Source organism: Flavobacterium sp. 3HN19-14 (assembly GCF_051373205.1).
GTDB lineage: Bacteria > Bacteroidota > Bacteroidia > Flavobacteriales > Flavobacteriaceae > Flavobacterium.
Map to the genome: position 1 here is coordinate 107,068 of NZ_JBPPZT010000001.1, position 16,982 is coordinate 124,049.

Annotated in this window: 15 protein-coding genes and 3 pseudogenes; 5 read left to right on the forward strand and 13 right to left on the reverse strand. The window is 39.6% G+C overall.

The features are described 5' to 3' along the window. Window positions 1–231 precede the first annotated feature (231 nt). Together ACSLFW_RS00525 and ACSLFW_RS00530 are read left to right on the forward strand one after the other, a co-directional pair. A complete protein-coding gene (locus tag ACSLFW_RS00525; RefSeq protein ID WP_436557352.1) occupies window positions 232–1,023 on the forward strand; it encodes a DUF4131 domain-containing protein in 792 nt (263 codons plus the stop codon). After that, window positions 983–2,209, forward strand: coding sequence for a ComEC/Rec2 family competence protein (locus ACSLFW_RS00530; protein ID WP_436554197.1), 1,227 nt, complete (start codon window positions 983–985; stop codon window positions 2,207–2,209). The genes ACSLFW_RS00525 and ACSLFW_RS00530 overlap by 41 nt, the downstream gene beginning before the upstream one ends. Before the next feature lie 5 nt (window positions 2,210–2,214). Here the strand turns inward: ACSLFW_RS00530 and ACSLFW_RS00535 are convergent, their stop codons facing one another. The 8 genes and pseudogenes from ACSLFW_RS00535 to ACSLFW_RS00570 all read right to left on the reverse strand — a co-directional run bounded on the left by ACSLFW_RS00535 (window position 2,215) and on the right by ACSLFW_RS00570 (window position 9,808). Continuing rightward, on the reverse strand, window positions 2,215–2,376 hold the full coding sequence (locus tag ACSLFW_RS00535) for a hypothetical protein (RefSeq protein WP_436554198.1): 162 nt from the start codon (window positions 2,374–2,376) through the stop codon (window positions 2,215–2,217). Window positions 2,377–2,386: 10 nt separating this feature from the next. Beyond that, window positions 2,387–2,686 (reverse strand): thioredoxin family protein, encoded by a 300-nt coding sequence (locus ACSLFW_RS00540; RefSeq protein WP_436554199.1) that lies wholly within the window; start codon window positions 2,684–2,686, stop codon window positions 2,387–2,389. Continuing rightward, window positions 2,686–3,147 (reverse strand): thioredoxin family protein, encoded by a 462-nt coding sequence (locus tag ACSLFW_RS00545; protein WP_436554200.1) that lies wholly within the window; start codon window positions 3,145–3,147, stop codon window positions 2,686–2,688. Before ACSLFW_RS00545 ends, ACSLFW_RS00540 begins: the two co-directional genes overlap by 1 nt. Before the next feature lie 33 nt (window positions 3,148–3,180). Next, window positions 3,181–4,698 (reverse strand): annotated as a pseudogene (locus tag ACSLFW_RS00550) (peptide MFS transporter). A gap of 1 nt (window position 4,699) precedes the next feature. Further along, entirely contained in the window at window positions 4,700–6,313 is a 1,614-nt protein-coding gene (locus ACSLFW_RS00555; protein WP_436554201.1) for a peptide MFS transporter, read from the reverse strand. Between the two features lie 89 nt (window positions 6,314–6,402). Then, window positions 6,403–6,987: a S9 family peptidase gene (locus ACSLFW_RS00560; protein ID WP_436554202.1), complete on the reverse strand. Its 585-nt coding sequence runs from the start codon at window positions 6,985–6,987 to the stop codon at window positions 6,403–6,405. Then, a pseudogene (locus ACSLFW_RS00565) lies at window positions 6,950–8,568 on the reverse strand (DPP IV N-terminal domain-containing protein). The gene ACSLFW_RS00560 and the pseudogene ACSLFW_RS00565 overlap by 38 nt, the downstream one beginning before the upstream one ends. Before the next feature lie 160 nt (window positions 8,569–8,728). Continuing rightward, window positions 8,729–9,808: a PA0069 family radical SAM protein gene (locus tag ACSLFW_RS00570; protein ID WP_436554203.1), complete on the reverse strand. Its 1,080-nt coding sequence runs from the start codon at window positions 9,806–9,808 to the stop codon at window positions 8,729–8,731. Window positions 9,809–10,024: 216 nt separating this feature from the next. Between ACSLFW_RS00570 and ACSLFW_RS00575 the strand changes: the two genes are divergently transcribed. The 3 genes from ACSLFW_RS00575 to ACSLFW_RS00585 are packed head-to-tail and all read left to right on the forward strand — an operon-like array spanning window position 10,025 to window position 12,689. Beyond that, a complete protein-coding gene (locus ACSLFW_RS00575) occupies window positions 10,025–11,341 on the forward strand; it encodes a hydroxymethylglutaryl-CoA reductase, degradative (RefSeq protein ID WP_436554204.1) in 1,317 nt (438 codons plus the stop codon). Window positions 11,342–11,391: 50 nt separating this feature from the next. Next, the gene (locus ACSLFW_RS00580) at window positions 11,392–11,790 is read left to right on the forward strand and encodes a hypothetical protein (RefSeq protein ID WP_436554205.1); all 399 of its coding nucleotides are present in this window, start codon (window positions 11,392–11,394) and stop codon (window positions 11,788–11,790) included. Next, window positions 11,787–12,689, forward strand: coding sequence for a GYDIA family GHMP kinase (locus tag ACSLFW_RS00585; protein WP_436554206.1), 903 nt, complete (start codon window positions 11,787–11,789; stop codon window positions 12,687–12,689). The genes ACSLFW_RS00580 and ACSLFW_RS00585 overlap by 4 nt, the downstream gene beginning before the upstream one ends. 68 nt (window positions 12,690–12,757) lie before the next feature. Here the strand turns inward: ACSLFW_RS00585 and ACSLFW_RS00590 are convergent, their stop codons facing one another. From ACSLFW_RS00590 to lptC, 5 genes and pseudogenes are all read right to left on the reverse strand, one after another. Next, window positions 12,758–13,861, reverse strand: a complete 1,104-nt coding sequence (locus ACSLFW_RS00590; RefSeq protein ID WP_436554207.1) for a peptidylprolyl isomerase — start codon at window positions 13,859–13,861, stop codon at window positions 12,758–12,760. Between the two features lie 26 nt (window positions 13,862–13,887). Next, window positions 13,888–14,847 (reverse strand): annotated as a pseudogene (locus tag ACSLFW_RS00595) (SurA N-terminal domain-containing protein); the annotation flags it as partial. Between the two features lie 107 nt (window positions 14,848–14,954). Next, window positions 14,955–16,214, reverse strand: a complete 1,260-nt coding sequence (locus tag ACSLFW_RS00600; protein WP_436554208.1) for a hemolysin family protein — start codon at window positions 16,212–16,214, stop codon at window positions 14,955–14,957. 3 nt (window positions 16,215–16,217) lie between these two features. Then, entirely contained in the window at window positions 16,218–16,406 is a 189-nt protein-coding gene (locus tag ACSLFW_RS00605) for a hypothetical protein (protein ID WP_436554209.1), read from the reverse strand. An 8-nt stretch (window positions 16,407–16,414) separates the two neighbouring features. Then, window positions 16,415–16,972 (reverse strand): LPS export ABC transporter periplasmic protein LptC, encoded by a 558-nt coding sequence (gene lptC, locus ACSLFW_RS00610; RefSeq protein ID WP_436554210.1) that lies wholly within the window; start codon window positions 16,970–16,972, stop codon window positions 16,415–16,417. Between the last annotated feature and the right edge of the window lie 10 nt (window positions 16,973–16,982).

Genomic DNA, 16,982 nt, shown 5'->3' on the forward strand with positions numbered 1-16,982 from the left:
TTTCCGGGGCATTTTTTTATGCCCAAATTTTAACTTTTTTTACGGCAAACCCGTAACCGGGATAACTAAGTTCCTGATTAGTTTTACATTATACATAGTTTACACGCCATATAGTTTTAATTATTGAGTTAGTAATTTCTAAAAGGGGCATTTTTTGTCCCTTTTTTGCTTTAATTTTTGAAGATGAAAGTAATCCGGTTTCCATTAGTGAGAATAACATTTTGGTTCGTGATGGGAATTCTATTGGCGTATTATACATCGCTTCCGTCAAAGCTTGGTATTGGATCAGTTGGTATTTTGGGATGTCTTTTCATTGGCTCTTATTTTTTAATTTCGAAAAGGCGATCACTTATTTTCGGATTGATATCTGTCTTACTCTCATGCTCGATTGGGATTTGCACCTGGATTGCTCATGATGAGACTTTAAAGAAAAATCACTACATCAATCAACTCCCAAATGACGACGATGAACACGACATAGAAATTTCTTTGGTTGAAAAACTGAAAAGTTCTGCTTATAAATTTCGCTACGTTGCTTCTGTAAAAGCAATTGATCATAAAGCCGTATTTGGCAAAATTGTATTGAATCTGGAGCGGTATGGGAATTATAACGAATTGGCAATTGGAAGTAATTTATTGATTCACGGCAAGATTGTCAAAAACAAACGCCCTGATAATCCGGACCAGTTTGATTATGGGAAATATCTCGATAATAAATCAATACCTGCACAACTATATGCCAAAACCATTAGAATTTCAACCGCTGCAGATAAGAATATGTTTTATTATGCTGGTAAAATCCGGGACAGGGTTTTAATTAATTTACGAAAGAACAATTTTAATGAGACGGAATTAAACCTCGTCATGGCATTGATCCTCGGGCAGCAACAGGAAATTTCACCCGAAATACTGCACGATTATCAATTTGCGGGCGCGGTTCATGTCTTGTCTGTTTTCGGGTTTGCATATCGGCTTTATATTGATGTTTATCAATTTTCTGCTGAAGCCTTTACCGAAGAATAAATCTGGCAACCTCATTCGGTTTTTTTTGATTTTTTTGTGTCTTTGGAGTTTTGCAGTCATTGCCGGTTTGTCACCTTCTGTAATACGGTCTGTGACGATGTTTACATTTGTTGCAGGTGGGATGTGCCTGAATCGCGACACCAATATTTTTCATACTTTATTGGTTTCAATATTGCTGATCTTATTGTTCGAGCCATCGTTTTTATTTGATGTCGGGTTTCAGTTGAGTTATGTATCGTTATTCGCGATACTTTGGCTGCAGCCAATTTTTGCAAAATTATGGTATCCGAAAATCTGGTTAACCAAACAATTTTGGAACATCCTGACCGTTTCATTTGCAGCGCAAATTGGAGCATTCCCACTGAGTATTTATTATTTTCACCAATTTCCGGGTTCTTTTTTCCTCACCAATCTGGTAATTTTCCCAGCGCTATTTGTAATCATGTCACTCGGTGTTTTTGTGGTTATATTGGCAGTTATTGATTTTGTTCCGTCATGGCCGATGCTTGCTTTAGAATATACCATTCGCTTTCTTAACTATATTATTAGTTGGATTGCATCGTTCGGACAATTGATCATCAGAGATATTCCGTTGAATGTTTGTACGACTGCAAGTTTGTATCTTGTGATTATTGCATTTGGATTTTGGTTCAAAAAAACGTCGTTCAACCGGATTTTATTTGTGTTAGCGACTATTGTCGGATGGCAACTCACATTAATTATGACGCAATTTTACAGTCAGCGACAATGTGAGATGGTTGTTTTTCAGAACACAAAAAATTCGATTTTGACTGAAAGAAATGGTAAAAAGGTAAGCATTTTATGCAACCCGGAAATTCTTAAAGAAATCAACGAACACAGGGTTCTAAAGCCTTATCTGCTCGCCAATTTTTGTAAGATTGCCAAAACAGGAAAAATCAGAAACGTCGAATATTTTTCAGGCAAAAAAATATTGATCATTGACAGTACAGGAATAACTCCAAAAACCTCTTATCCGGAAATTTTGCTGATTCGCCAATCTCCGAAAATCAACCTGAATCGTTTGCTGCAAGATTTCCACCCAAAAGTAATTATTGCGGATGGTTCGAATTTCAAGTCTTATGTCCATTTATGGAAAACAACTTGCAGGAAAGAAAAAATCCCTTTTCATGCAACAGCCGAAAAGGGATTTTTCAAATTGGAATAAACCAATTACTTTTTAAATTTCTGAAGAATCTGATCAGCACCCTGAATCCAGGCATTCGGGCCTCCGGCAACATAACCGGTTTTGCCAAGCTGTTCAAAGTCTACATTGGTTTTGGTTTCAGTAGCTTTGACAATCCATATCGTCGGATAACCGCTAATGCCGAACATTTGCTGCATTTCAGCATTCTGTTGTTTGATTTTCAGGCGCAAGTTGCTTGCTTCTTGGGTAATCCAATTCGACTAAAATTACGTTGTCAGTTGCCCATTTTTTAAATTCCGGCGTAAACATCACTTCTTTCTGGAGTCTTATACACCAACCACACCAATCACTTCCTGTAAAGAACAATAGTAATGGTTTTTTTGCTTTTACGGCTACAGTCGACGCTTCGTCAACATTGTCGTACCATTTCAGATCCTGTGCCTGGACTGCCATTGAACACAATCCAAAAAATAATATAATTGCTAATTTTTTCATCATTATTTATTTATCTTTTTTAATTCTTCCATTAATTCTTCAGCTTTAAAATAACCTACAACACGCCCTGAAATTTTTCCGTGCCTGTCAAAAGTAACCATTGTTGGATAACCGGGCAAATCGAGATATTGAATAAAGTCGTGCATTGTGTTTTTGCCTTTCCGTTCTTCTACAAATCCGGAATTTATATATTTTCTGCCTTGGAAGATAACTTCTGAATTGCCTTCGGCATTGAATTTTACTGCATAATAATTCGTATTTATATATGCCATAAAAGACTTGTCGTGAAAAGTCTTTTTATCCAATTCTTTGCAAGGCCCGCACCAATCGGTATAGACATCCATGAAAATGGGTTTCGGATCTGTCTTCTGCAACGCAAAAGCTTCGTCTAAAGTGAGCCATTTGATTTCCTGCGCATTTGCAGCAACTCCGGCAAGAAACAATAATAGCAATATCCTTTTCATAAATTTTTAAAATCCTAAATTCAAAAATGATGCCTATTTGACGCCCTGCATTAATTTTTTGACTAATGGCGAAATGGCAATCATGACAACTCCGGCTATAAGCGCATATAGGGCAAGTTGCTCATAACCATCAGCATATACGACTAATTTTTCAGCATTGGTTGCCTCTTCGGAAGCTTCGGCAATATTAGCGCCCAGCAATCCGGCGAAATACTGCCCGTAAGCACTGGCTAAAAACCACATTCCCATGATAACAGCCTGCGTTTTTTGCGGTGACAATTTGGTCATTGCAGACATTCCGATTGGAGAAAGACACAATTCGCCGAACGTGATTACAAACCATCCAAGTGTGAATATTCCCAACGAAGTAATTCCGCTCTCATCAGCAAAAAACTTGGTGTAGTAAAAAATGTAGAAACCTCCCGCAAGGAATAAAAATCCTAAACCAAATTTAACGACCGTATTAGGTTCGATGTTCTTTTTTGCCATCCAGAGCCAAACTAAACCAACCAGTGCAGCAAAACCAATTACGAAAAAGGAATTTGCCGAATTGTTAACACCGTTCGGACTCAAAGGAACGCCTAAAACATCGTGACTTAAATTATTCGCGGCAAATAAACTTAATGAACCCCCACTTTGTTCGAAGAACGCCCAGAAGAAAATCGAGAAAATGATGAATATCAGTGCAGCCAGTAATTTCTTATTCTCAGCTGCCGAGAAATTCTTCATTTCATAAAACAAATATAAAATGGATACCTAACCGATAATCATCATAAAGTAGTCGGTATATTCGGTGTTGGCAACCATGATGATAATCACCGGAACGATTACAAGAGAGCCGGCGTAAGTTATCATTTCCCACAACCTTCTTTTAGATTTTTCAAAATCTGGCAGTGGTGTAAGTCCGATTGGCCCGAGGCTTTTTTGTGTTTGTGTAAAAGTAAGAAGGCTAATAATCATTACTACAGCAGCGAAGCCAAAACCAACATTCCAGCGCATTGGCTCCGAAACCAATGATTTCCAGAGAGAACCCTCGGCAACGGCGATGCAAATATAACCACCAATCAAAGCGCCAAGATTTACGCCCATGTAGAAAAATGAAAATCCAGCATCTCTTCTCGGGTCGTCATTGCGGTAAAGCTGTCCAACCATCGAAGAAATATTTGGCTTAAAAAATCCAGTCCCTACGATCGTGAATCCAAGTCCGGTAAAGAAAAAGTTTATCGGGTCAAGTGCCAGGATGATACTTCCGATGATCATTAATGAACCGCCCCAGAACAAAGACTTTCTGAGCCCGAGGATCTTGTCTGCAAACAATCCGCCGATAAAAGTAAAGGCATAAACCCAGGCCTGCGTTGCACCATATTGAAGGTTAGCCACTTTTTCGTTCATGCCCAAATGGCTGACCATGAAAACGACAAGCATACCGCGCATTCCGTAAAAACAGAAGCGTTCCCACATTTCGCTAAAGAACAAGTACCACAATTGTTTTGGGTACTTTCCTTTGAAACTTTGAATTTGCTCTAAATCGGCTGTTGGTACTTGTTCCATATTATCTGACGCCGTGCATCATTTTTTTGAGGAATGGCGTCAATGCGAATAAGATTACTGCAGCCAAACCTGTCAATATTACGAACACCATAAAGAACTCGAAAAGATTATGGATTTCAAATCCTGCGAAAATCGGGTTGTGATCTGAAATTTGGTTTTCCGACAATAATTTTGCCTGTTCCGCAGTCAAAGTGATTTTTTTATCAAGAACTGCCTGCAAATCGATTCCTAATTCTTTTGCTTTATTGAATTTATCTCCGGTTGAAGGCAAGATAGAACCTAAAGTTCCTGCTAACGCGTAACCTGATGCATTTGACAAGAAGAAAACGCCATATAATAATGAAGAAAATCTTTTTGGAGATAATTTCCCAACCAATGACAATCCGATTGGCGAAAGGCATAACTCAGCACAAGTCTGGATTAAATATAAAAGGATTAACCATTTGATTGCCAAAAGGCCGTCATTTCCTAAATCTTTTACGTTGTGAGCGATGATGAAGTAGCTTATCGCTATCAATGCCAATCCGAAAGATTGTTTCATTGGCGAAATCGGCTCGCGGTCTTTGCTTCTCAAATAATCCCACAACATACTGAACGGAACTGCAAAAGCAACAACGAACAATCCGTTGAAAATCTGAACCATTGATGGCGGCATGTCCCATCCGAAGAAATTCCTGTCCGTTTGGTTATCAGCAATGAATGTCAAAGAAGAACCAGCCTGTTCGAAAGCTGCCCAGAAAAAGATTACGAAAAATGCAACGATATAAATTACGATAATCCTGTCTCTTTCAACTTTTGTAAGCGATGTATCCGAAATAATCAATCCTGCCAAAGTTAGACCGCTTGAATAGATCAATGTATAGATAAGGTTTTGGTCGAATACAAAATGAATCAACGCGCCTAATCCTAAAAATGCAACAACTGCCATGATAAGCGCTTTTTGAGAAAATACTGCTTTTTGAGATTCTCCTTCTTCAAAATCTGCAGCTTCATTTTTAGATGGCAAACCTCCTAAAGGCCTTCCTTCAGGTGTTACTACATATTTATTTTTAAGGAAATAAAACACAAGTGTACCAATCAACATTGCGATTGCTGCTGCCAAAAATCCCCATTTGAAAGCATGGATATCTCTTACACCTCCGGCATCTTTCACATCACCAATAATCGGACAAATCAATTGCCCAAGGAAAGCACCAAGGTTAATTCCCATGTAGAAAATCGTAAAAGCCGTATCCAGTTTTGATTTCTCTTGTTTTGGATACAGACTTCCCACCATCGAAGAAATATTCGGCTTAAAGAATCCATTTCCGAAAATGATGATTCCTAAAGCGACCCACATCAAAGTATTCGCCAAAGAAATATTTTCGCCAAAAACACTAGCGCTGGTAAATAAAAACAATTGTCCAATCGCCATCATCAATCCACCGAGTATAATACAGTTTCTATTTCCGAAGAAACGGTCAGCGATAAAACCACCCAACATTGGGGTTAAATAACAAAGTCCGAGAAATCCGCCGTAAATCAACGATGCCTCTTCCTCTTTCATCATCAATGAATTTACGAGGAACAACGTCAGGATTGCACGCATTCCGTAGAAGTTGAACCTTTCCCACATTTCTGTCCCGAATAAAACCCAAAGTCCCTTTGGATGTCCTGTTTTACTGCTGCTTCACTCATATAAATTGTTTTTAGTTTGGTTGATTGTTATAAATTTTCTTTGATAAAATTAGTCATTTTTGTATAAAGCTGTATGCGCGTCATTCCGCCATAAATCCCGTGGTTCTTGTCGGGATAAATCGCCCAGTCGAATTGTTTGTTGGCCTGTACGAGTGCTTCAATCATTTTCATCGAATTCTGTACATGAACGTTATCATCGGCAGTACCGTGAATCAACAGGAATTTTCCCTTCAGTTTCTGCACGTGGTTGATGGGCGAATTTTCATCATAACCGGTCGGATTTTCCTGTGGCGTTTGCATATATCTTTCCGTGTAAATGCTGTCATAATACCTCCAGCTTGTCACTGGTGCCACGGCAATTGCCATTTTGAAAACATCTGCACCTTTCAATATACAGTTAGATGACATGAATCCGCCGTAAGACCAGCCAAAAATGCCGATCCTTGATTTATCGACATACGGATAATTGCCAATTACTTTTGCAGCGTCGATCTGGTCGATGACTTCATATTTCCCTAATTCTTTTTGTGTCATTTTTTTGAAATCGGCACCTTTGAAACCGGTTCCGCGCCCGTCAACACAAGCGATGATATAACCTTGCTGGGTTAACATCTTGAACCAGTAATCGTCGTAACCATCCAGGTATTATCCACCTGTTGTGAACCCGGCCTGAATATTGGTACATAAAAACCGGATATTTTTTCGACGCATCAAAATCTTTTGGTTTGATCATCCAGGCATTGAGTTCATTGCCTTTTTCGGTTTTCAACACAAAATATTCCTTAGTTGGCAAATCGTAAGCCGCTCTTTTACTGAGTAATTTATCGTTATTGACGATTGGCTGCAGCATTTTTCCGGTTTTCGAATCGTTTAAAGTGAAAGTCGGCGGTACCGTCGCACTTGAAAAAGTGTTGATGTAAAACTGAAAATTCGGACTAAAAGTCGCCGCGCTTGTTCCGACAGCATTCGACAAACGCACTTTGTTTTTCCCGTCAAGACCAATCCTGTATACATCGCGGTTGATAGAAGCGTTTTCTGTCGATTGGTAGAAAATCGTTTTGTTTTTTTCGTCAAGTCCGTAATATGCCGTCACTTCCCATTTTCCTGAAGTTACCTGGTTTTTGAGCTTTCCGTTTTTGTCGTATAAATAAATGTGGTTGAAACCATCTTTCTCACTTGTCCAGATAAAACTGTTGTCTTTGAGGAATGTAAGGTTATCGGTAACATCAACGTAGGCTTTGTCTTTTTCATTCAGAACGACTTTCGGCGCTTCGAAATTTCCATCTACAAAAATCAAATCTAGATTATCCTGATGGCGGTTCAACACCTGGACACTCAGGAAATTCGCATCATTCGTCCATTTTAACCTTGCGATATAGAAGTCGTTGTAATTGCCTAGTTTTACTTCTTTTGTAGCATTAGATTTCAGATCATACAAATGCAGAGAAACATCTGAATTCTTTTCGCCCGCTTTCGGATATTTGAAAACATCCGTCACCGGATACAATTCCTTTCCGTAAACATTCATCGAAAATTCCGGCACCTGGCTTTCGTCAAACCTTATGAATGCGATTTTCGAACCGTCGGCACTCCAATCGAATGCGCGCACGAATGCAAATTCTTCTTCGTAAACCCAGTCTGTAATTCCGTTGATAATGAAGTTTTTCTTGCCATCTGTGGTAATTTGAGTCGCTTTTGCGGAAGCAATATCATATACGAACAGGTTATTTTCCTTGGCGAAGGCGATTTTCTTGCCGTCAGGCGAAAAACCGGTTCCTGCACCTGCTCGAATAATTTAGTGAGTTTTTTGGCGGCGATGTCATACAACAAATAATCAGCCGTGAATGAATGCCTGAAAATTTGATTGGAATGTGCGGCAATCAGCATCAGTTTTTCGTCGTTGCTGAAGGTGTAGCTGTCGATTCCGTCTGCCAAATCCGGGAAATCTTTGGTATCGAGTAAAGTCGACACTTTTTTAAGCGTACTATAGTCATACAAATCTACTGTCCCGAACTGGGAATTTCTGGCAAAATTGGCAACCGTATATTGGTTGGTATTTTTCATGGATTGGAGTTCATCCATGCCTTCTGTGCGGAAAGTGCCGTTGTAAATTTCTTCAATCGTGATTTTCTTCTGTGCAAAAACCGTGATGGAAATGAATAAAAGCAATAAGGTAATTTTTCTGCAAGTCATTATTTTGGTATATGTTGAAAAAACTTCCAATTTTAGTGAAAAAAAAGGAATAAACGGTGTTTTTTTCTGTTAAATGCGGATTGAGACGCAAAGGCATAAGGACGCAAAGGCACAAAGGTTTGATTTCTTGTAACTATTGGATTTTTACAACAGCTGAAAATCAGAAAAACAGCTCCAGTTGTCCGCCTTTATATTGGTCATACAAAGACGTATTAAGTTCAGGAAATTGCTTTCCTGCGAAGAATTTTCTTCTTGCCAATGCCATTTGATTGCGGATCATTTGCGCGAATTCGCCTTCGCCGCGCATCCGGCTGCCCCAACGGCTGTCGTTGAGTGTTCCGCCATGGCAATCTTTTATCTGATTAAGCACTTTATCGGCGCGATCAGGCATGGCTTTCCGAATCCAATCTGAGAAAATTTCGCCGATGGCACCATTGAGCCTGACAATTGTATAAGCGATTGACAAAGCACCCGCATCTGAAGCGGCTTTCGCCAAAGGTAAAATCTCGTGGCTGTTGATTCCGGGAATGATTGGCGCGAGCATGACGTTAACGGGAATTCCGTTTTGCGACAGTAATTTTACAGTTTCAAGGCGTTTGTGAATCGTGGCTGTGCGCGGCTCGAGCAGCAATCTTGTTTTTTCATTTAATGAAGTAATGGAAACGTTGACGCCAATCAGGTTGTCTTTTGCCAATTCACCAAGAATATCAAGGTCTCGTGAAATGAGCGAATTTTTAGTGATTATCGCCACCGGATGCCTGTATTTATGGAAAATTTCAAGGCATTTTCTTGTGATTTCGAATTTGCGTTCTGCAGGCTGATAACAATCAGTATTGCCTGACATCACGATGGTATGCGCTTTCCAGCTTTTGCTTTTGAGTTTTTCCTCGAGCAGTTGCGGTGCATTTTTCTTGACAAGGATTTTCCTCTCAAAATCGAGACCGGCGCTATAGCCCCAATATTCATGACTGTTGCGGGCGAAGCAGTAAATACAGCCGTGTTCACAACCTTGGTAATTGTTCATTGAATAGCCCATACCAACATCCGGGCTTTCAACCTTGTTGACGATGGTTTTCGGGAACACTTCGAGGAAATGCGTGCGGTTGTCGTCGGGTTTGTCGCCTTCGGCTTCGCAATAGTTCAGAAAATCGTCTAGCATTTCCTGAGATTCGGCAAAAAACCGGTTCTGCACATTAATTTGTGCGCCTCTTCCTTTAATATATTGGCTTTCTTCGCTCATAACTTTCTTTTTAAAATTAGGTGATGGAAAGATGAAAACGAAATGTCAAAAGTTAAAAATCTATGCTTGTTGATAACTATAATTGAAGAAAATTCTTATTTTTAAACTCCACTGAAACTTAAATTTCCCGCATCGATTTATAACTTTAAACCTTCAACTTTAAACTTTAAATCTTCAAACCTTTTATATTTGCACTAAATATCCATCCCCAACAAAATGAACAACGCCATCGCCGGATTTTCAAAACTTTCGAAAGAAGAAAAAATCAATTGGATTGCCAAAGAATATTTTTCAGATCCTGCAACAGCGACAGCGCTCATTAAAAACTACTGGAACAGCGACGCGAAATTGCAGCAACTGCACGACGAATTCATAGAAAATACAATTACCAATTTCTATTTGCCTCTCGGAATTGCGCCGAATTTTATAATTAATGAAAAATACTACACCATTCCGATGGTTACAGAGGAAAGTTCGGTCGTAGCCGCTGCAGCCAAATCGGCAAAATACTGGTCAACACGCGGTGGATTCAAAGCAACAGTCCTGAATACTGAAAAAATCGGCCAGGTACATTTCATTTACAAAGGCGATGAAGCGAAACTGAAGCAATTCTTCACTAAAAACAAGCAATCCTTTATCGAAGCAACTGACAGCCTGACCGCCAATATGAAAAAACGCGGTGGCGGTATTATTGGTATTGAATTGCGCGATAAAACCGATGTGATCAATAATTATTACCAGCTGCATGCTACATTTGAAACTAGGGATTCAATGGGCGCCAATTTCATCAATTCATGCCTTGAACAGTTTTCAAAAACACTTGTTACAAAAGCTGCAGATTACGAATTGTTTTCCGAAGAAGAAAAAGACATCCGCGTTGTCATGAGTATTTTGTCGAATTATGTCCCGAATTGCGTTGTGCGTGCAGAAGTTTCGTGTGCGATAGAAGCGCTTGCCGACAAGAACATTGAAAACCCTGCCGAATTTGCAGAGAAGTTCCTTCTGGCAGTAAAAATCGCCGAAGTCGAGCCATTCCGCGCCGTCACGCACAACAAAGGCATCATGAACGGCATCGATGCTGTGGTCGTGGCAACAGGCAATGATTTTCGCGCTGTAGAAGCCGGCATTCATGCATACGCTTCCAGAAACGGACAATATTCCAGTTTATCTCATGCTAAAATCGAGGACGGAATTTTCACTTTCAGGTTGGAAGTGCCTTTGGCATTGGGAACTGTTGGTGGTTTGACAACTTTACACCCGCTTGTAAAACTGGCACTTGAAATGCTGGAAAAACCATCTGCTGAAGAATTAATGCAGATTGTTGCCGTTGCGGGACTGGCGCAGAATTTTGCCGCTTTGCGTTCGCTTACTACAACCGGGATTCAGGAAGGCCATATGAAAATGCACCTCAACAACATCCTCAATCAATTCAATGCCACTGAAGAAGAGCGCATGTTGATAAAAAAACACTTTGAAAATCATGCGGTTTCACATGCGGCAGTTGTAAATTTCATCGAAAAACTCCGACAATAGCGGAAGTCGAAATCCCGAATATGTTGTTATCTTTGAATAAAATCTAAAAAATGTTTGACGATATTGATATTATTTGGGTTGTAATGCCTTACGTGCTTTTTTATGTGCTTGTTGTGTTGATTGCAAGAACCCGGATTCCTTTGCTGACAATGCTTCAGGTTCGTCTTGGACTATTTTCATTATTTTTAGTGTTGATGATTCTAGCCTTACCGAATACAGTTTCTTTAAGCGGAGCCGCTTACCCGGAGAGTATAGATGCTATTGCTTCTCCCGAAAAAACACTTAAATTCTTGCAACGTTATAACGAGGCTACTGTTCGGAATTCGGAAGTTTTGCATTGGTCACTCTTTTTTACGGCAGTTTTTTTCTTTTCGATAATTAACGACATCATCAAAGTAATCAAATCTGCTGACTTGGAAGTTGAAACCGGAGACGATTCAGAAAAATGAAAAAGTCATTTTACAGCAACGGAAAGCTCATGATTACTGCAGAATATGCAGCCCTTGACGGTGCGAACGTGCTGGCATTACCCACAAAAAAAGGCCAAAATCTAGTTGTTGAAGCCGGTTCAGGAAACAAAATTTACTGGAAAAGCTTTGACGCCGACGGAAGCGTTTGGTTTGAAGATAACATTTCGTTTCCTGAAATCATCAATAATGCTGAAACGGAAAATCCCATAAAAAACACTTTAATCAAAATCCTTCACGATGCTTATCGGTTGAATCCTGATTTTATTGATGAAAATGAAGGCTATAAAGTTGAAACGCATTTGACTTTTCCAAGATTCTGGGGATTGGGAACTTCTTCGACCTTGATTAACAATATTGCGCAATGGCTCGAAGTTGACGCTTTTGCGCTTCTAAAGAACAGTTTTGGCGGAAGCGGTTATGATCTTGCGTGTGCTCAAAATTCGACGCCAATTGTCTATCATTTGGAAAATGGTGTTCCGAAAACCGAGCAAGTTCCTTTCAATCCAACATTCAAAAAGAATATATGGTTTGTTTATCTGAATCAAAAACAGAGCAGTAAATCGGCGATCGCAGCTTACAAAAAGAAACATGAAAGTATTGATATCATTCCGCAACTCAATGAGCTGACTTCAATTATCCTCAATGCAATGACACAAAAGGAATTTGAATCGGCTTTGCAACAACATGAAATGCTGATCGGGGAAATCCTGGAAATACAGCCGGTAAAATCGAGATTATTTCCTGACTTTCATGGAACACTTAAAAGCCTAGGCGCTTGGGGCGGCGATTTCATCATGGCAGTTTCCACCAATAACCCTACCGCTTATTTTCATTCAAAAGGATATAAAACCATAATTCCTTATGATGAAATGATTTGAAAATACATCTCATAAAAAAAATCCCGCTTCAATCAGAAACGGGATTTTTTTATTGTTGGAAATTAATCTTAGTAGAATAATTTTCTGTTGTCTTTAATATCTGCGTTTGATTTCAAAGCTTCAAGCACTCTTCCTGGAGTAGAAGCATTTTGTGCATTCATTTTGCTTGTGTAATCTTTGTAATCAGTAATAGCAGGCGCTTTAGTGATTGCTTTTGTTCTTACAACAAATACTCCGGTTGCACCTTCAATTGGCGATGAAGTTTTATTAGCACCGATTGCATAAGCTGTACCAACAACTCTTTGTTCTTGTCCACCTGTTGGCAAAATAGCACCTTCAACAGTAAGATCAGTAGCGGTTGCAACAGTTGTAGCGTTAGCAGTAGCGATAGCTTCTAAAGATGCACCTTTCATTTTAGCTTTGATTTTCTCAGCTTTCTTTTTGTTTTTCAAGATTGGCTCGATAGCTAATCTTGCATCATCAATTGACGTAAGGCCTTCTTCGTTGATTTTTTTCAATTTGGCAATTACGTGACCAACATTTACGACGTCGAATTTCTTGATGTCACCTACTTTAGTGTCTTTGTCGAAAGCCCATTTAACGATTTGTCTTTGAGCACCAACTGTACCAAAATTCTCGTCCATTGCTTTAATTTTTGCAGCCGGGCTGATGGTTAGTTTATTTTCCTTTGCTACAGCTTCGAAAGATTTTTTCTCAGCAGCCATTTCAAAGTTTGATGCTTTGTTGTAAATATCATTTGTAGTTGCTTCAGACGGCTCGATTTTTCTTGCAATTGTCGCCAATTTAACAGCGTCTTGCTTTTCAGTTACTTTAATGATGTGAAAACCGAATTCTGTTTCAACCAAACCAACTTTCCCAACAGGATTATTGAAAACGAAATCTTCAAATTTAGGCGTCATTCTTCCTTTTGTGAAGAAACCTAAATCACCACCTTGTTGTTTAGAGCTGTCATCAGAATTGGTCATCGCCAACATAATGAAACTGTTCGGGTTGGCGTTGATTTGCGCCAAAAGCTCATTGGCTTTAGCCTGCGCTTCTTCTTTAGTTCTTGTAACATTTGCCGCAGCACGTGTTGCTCCTTTGTAAGCCAAAAGAATGTGGCTCGCTCTTGCGTTAATCCGGCTTTCCTTCCTAAAGCTTTGCTCAGGCAATAATATTGTCCGTCCATGTAAGGACCGAAAACTTCTCCGGTAGGCAAGTTAAACAATTGCTCAGCGAATTGTGCAGGCAATTGATTTTTTGCCACGTAAGTTGAATCGAAAGGACGGTCAGCATCTGAATTACGGTTTACGAAATCAGCAACATTAGTCGCACTTTTGAAACTCGGAACGGTATCAGTAACACCATTGTTAGATTCTGCGTGCGGCGTCAACAAAGCATTCACTTCATTTTTAACAGCATCCTCATCCGCTTTTGACGCTTTGTCTTCGATTACAACGTAATCAACTTCACGCATTTCTTCAGCTTTGTATTTCTTTTCGTCTTTTTTCATGTAAGCCACGATCTCATCGTCAGAAACTTTTACGTCGCTGTCTTTAATCGTAGAATAAGCCACACCAACATAATCAAAAGAAACTTTATCGGTTTCCATTTCATATTTCAATTTTGCTTCGGCTGTAGTGGTGTAAGAACCTGCTTTGATCAGGCTGCTGTATATCTGGAATTGCGCGCCCAATTGTGCATCTTTCTTTCTCAATTCAACAGCATTTTTAGCTTCAGGATTACCTTTAAGGAATTCCTCAAATTTTACTTTATCGAATTTTCCGGCAGTCTGGAATTTAGGATCCTGCTCCAACCCAAGGGATTGTTTCAGGTTGTCCATCACCGCGTCATCGCTGGCCATGATGCCTAATTTCTCAAATTCAGCTTTTACCAGAGCAATGGTAACTTCCTGGTTCCAAACGTTGTTTACCGCTTGCGTGCCCGACATTTGCTGTCCGCTTTTTTCAACATTGTCTACTTTCTGCCTGAAATCCTCAATCGTGATTTCTTCTCCGTTTACACTTCCGATAGTCCTTGCCTGGCCTGAAAACAGGTTGCTGTGAAACAAGTCACCGATGATGAATGCGAAAAGGCAAAAGCCGATTACGCCTATTAAAAGCATTGAGCGTTGTCTAATTTTTGATAAAACTGCCATTATGTGTATCTGTTAATTTTAAATTCAGTTTGCGAAAATACAATTATCTATTTAATATTTACAAGTGTAAAGTTATATTTTCCGATAAAAAATGGATTTTTCCGAAATTAGTCCCTGACAATCAGTTTGACCAATTCGATTTTGTTGTTTGTGGCAGCTTCGATGACAAAAAAGAAGTTGTCAATATGAATATGCTCACCTTTTTGCGGGATTTCTTTCGCATAATCGACTATGAATCCGCCGAGTGTGGAGTAAGAATCGCTTTCGGGAATACTGAGTTTGTATTCCTGGTCGATGTATTCGACATCGAGCCGCGTGGAGAAAATATAACTGCCGTCTTCGAGTTGCTGTTCGGTGTGGTCTTCATCGGCATCATGTTCGTCTTCGATTTCTCCGAAAAGCTCTTCGACGATATCTTCTATGGTGACCATGCCACTTGTTCCGCCGTATTCATCGAGGACAACGGCAACGCTTTTTCTTTTTTTTGTCAATAAATTCAAGACGTCTTTGATAAAAATGGTTTCCGGGACGAATTCAACCGGGATCATGACTGATTTGATGGTTTTCGGTTTCCGGAACAATTCGAAAGAATGCACGTATCCGATGATATCATCAAGTGAATTCTGATAAACGAGGATTTTAGAATAGCCCGTTTCGATGAACATATTTTTTAAATCGGTAACCGAATCGTGTATTTCGACTGCAGAAATATCAGTACGCGGATTCATAATATCTCTTGCCTTTACGCCCGAAAACTCCAATGCATTCTGGAAAATCTGTATTTCAGAATCGACGGTTTCCTGATCGTCCATTGAACTGATTTGCTCAGAAATATAATTGCCGAGTTCAATTTTACTGAAGAAAAGCTGCTCTTCGTCGCCTGTGGTTTTAAAGAACCGTTTGAGCACCATATCCGATATCCATATAATAAAGGTAGAAATCACATAAAAAATCTGGTAGAAAATAAACGCCGGAATTGCGAAAAACTTGATCAGGCTGTTGGCATATACCTGAAAAAATACTTTCGGCAAAAATTCTGAAGTAATCAATATTAATAAGGTAGAAATGACGGTTTGTAAAAAAAGGCTCGCATAATCTGAAAAATGATAACCGGAAGCGTTGATCCATTTCATCAGCAATTCGCCCATGAAAAAACTGTAAATAACGAGCGCAACATTATTGCCGATGAGCATCGCTGCGATAAATTTCGAAGGCTTTTCGGTAAGACGGGTCAGGATCTTAGACACAAATGTATCCTGCATCTTTTCAATTCCGAGATATACTTTGTTGGAGGAAACAAATGCGATTTCCATACCGGAAAAAAAAGCAGAAAGTATTAAGCATACGATGATAATACTTATTTCCATGGCTTAATTTTTTGGCCTGCTGTTGATGTTGGCGAATTTTCTTCTTACGAAAAACATCACAACCGCCATTCCGGCCATGAAAGCGTAGAGCCAATGCATGTCGGTTGCTTCATTCCATACTTCTAAAGATTTGTATGCGAAGAAAACCGCTGCAACAAGATAAATGTATTGTGTGTATTTTATGTAACTCATTTCGGGAATTATTTGGCTTCGTTGACCAGTCCGCGTACTTTCTGGAAATTCACCCTTTTGAAATCTTTGTTGAAATCGATGCCTTCGCCGGTTGTAGAACCGCTTTTCGGATCCGTAAATTTAAAGCTTTTTTCGGTAAAAAACCATTCGTTTTTCTGGTCGAAATACAATTGTTGGGTTTCCAGGCGCTGGCCGTCTTCTGAAGTGATGGTGACATTGCCGCGCAAATCGATGATATTGGTGCCTTTGAAAGAAATGGCGTAATCCGATTTCACGAAAGTGCGTTTCGCTTTGTTATCATATAAAGTAACGTCGATGCCTTTCGGGAATTCTGTGAAAGGGAATTCAACCGTTGCATAATCGAGCATTTTCGGGCTGACCAATATCGATTTGATTTTTCCGGAATCGGTATATTTCAGGTTGATGGTATCCGCTTCCCCGCTGGGCGTGAATTCGGCAAAATTGATTTTCTGGACATCTTTGATGTTTCCTTCACAGCTGCACAACATTACAATGCCTAAAATGGCCAGTAATATTAGCGCGCTGCTGTTTTTGTCAGATGCCATAATTTTACTT

What these genes read in the sequence shown, in the direction of transcription:
- ACSLFW_RS00525 (WP_436557352.1), top strand. Translation starts at nt 232, where the DNA reads ATGGGAATTCTATTGGCGTATTATACATCGCTTCCGTCAAAGCTTGGT.
- ACSLFW_RS00530 (WP_436554197.1), top strand. Translation starts at nt 983, where the DNA reads ATGTTTATCAATTTTCTGCTGAAGCCTTTACCGAAGAATAAATCTGGC.
- ACSLFW_RS00535 (WP_436554198.1), bottom strand. Translation starts at nt 2,376, where the DNA reads ATGTTCGGCATTAGCGGTTATCCGACGATATGGATTGTCAAAGCTACT.
- ACSLFW_RS00540 (WP_436554199.1), bottom strand. Translation starts at nt 2,686, where the DNA reads ATGATGAAAAAATTAGCAATTATATTATTTTTTGGATTGTGTTCAATG.
- ACSLFW_RS00545 (WP_436554200.1), bottom strand. Translation starts at nt 3,147, where the DNA reads ATGAAAAGGATATTGCTATTATTGTTTCTTGCCGGAGTTGCTGCAAAT.
- ACSLFW_RS00555 (WP_436554201.1), bottom strand. Translation starts at nt 6,313, where the DNA reads ATGTGGGAAAGGTTCAACTTCTACGGAATGCGTGCAATCCTGACGTTG.
- ACSLFW_RS00560 (WP_436554202.1), bottom strand. Translation starts at nt 6,987, where the DNA reads ATGTTAACCCAGCAAGGTTATATCATCGCTTGTGTTGACGGGCGCGGA.
- ACSLFW_RS00570 (WP_436554203.1), bottom strand. Translation starts at nt 9,808, where the DNA reads ATGAGCGAAGAAAGCCAATATATTAAAGGAAGAGGCGCACAAATTAAT.
- ACSLFW_RS00575 (WP_436554204.1), top strand. Translation starts at nt 10,025, where the DNA reads ATGAACAACGCCATCGCCGGATTTTCAAAACTTTCGAAAGAAGAAAAA.
- ACSLFW_RS00580 (WP_436554205.1), top strand. Translation starts at nt 11,392, where the DNA reads ATGTTTGACGATATTGATATTATTTGGGTTGTAATGCCTTACGTGCTT.
- ACSLFW_RS00585 (WP_436554206.1), top strand. Translation starts at nt 11,787, where the DNA reads ATGAAAAAGTCATTTTACAGCAACGGAAAGCTCATGATTACTGCAGAA.
- ACSLFW_RS00600 (WP_436554208.1), bottom strand. Translation starts at nt 16,214, where the DNA reads ATGGAAATAAGTATTATCATCGTATGCTTAATACTTTCTGCTTTTTTT.
- ACSLFW_RS00605 (WP_436554209.1), bottom strand. Translation starts at nt 16,406, where the DNA reads ATGAGTTACATAAAATACACACAATACATTTATCTTGTTGCAGCGGTT.
- lptC (WP_436554210.1), bottom strand. Translation starts at nt 16,972, where the DNA reads ATGGCATCTGACAAAAACAGCAGCGCGCTAATATTACTGGCCATTTTA.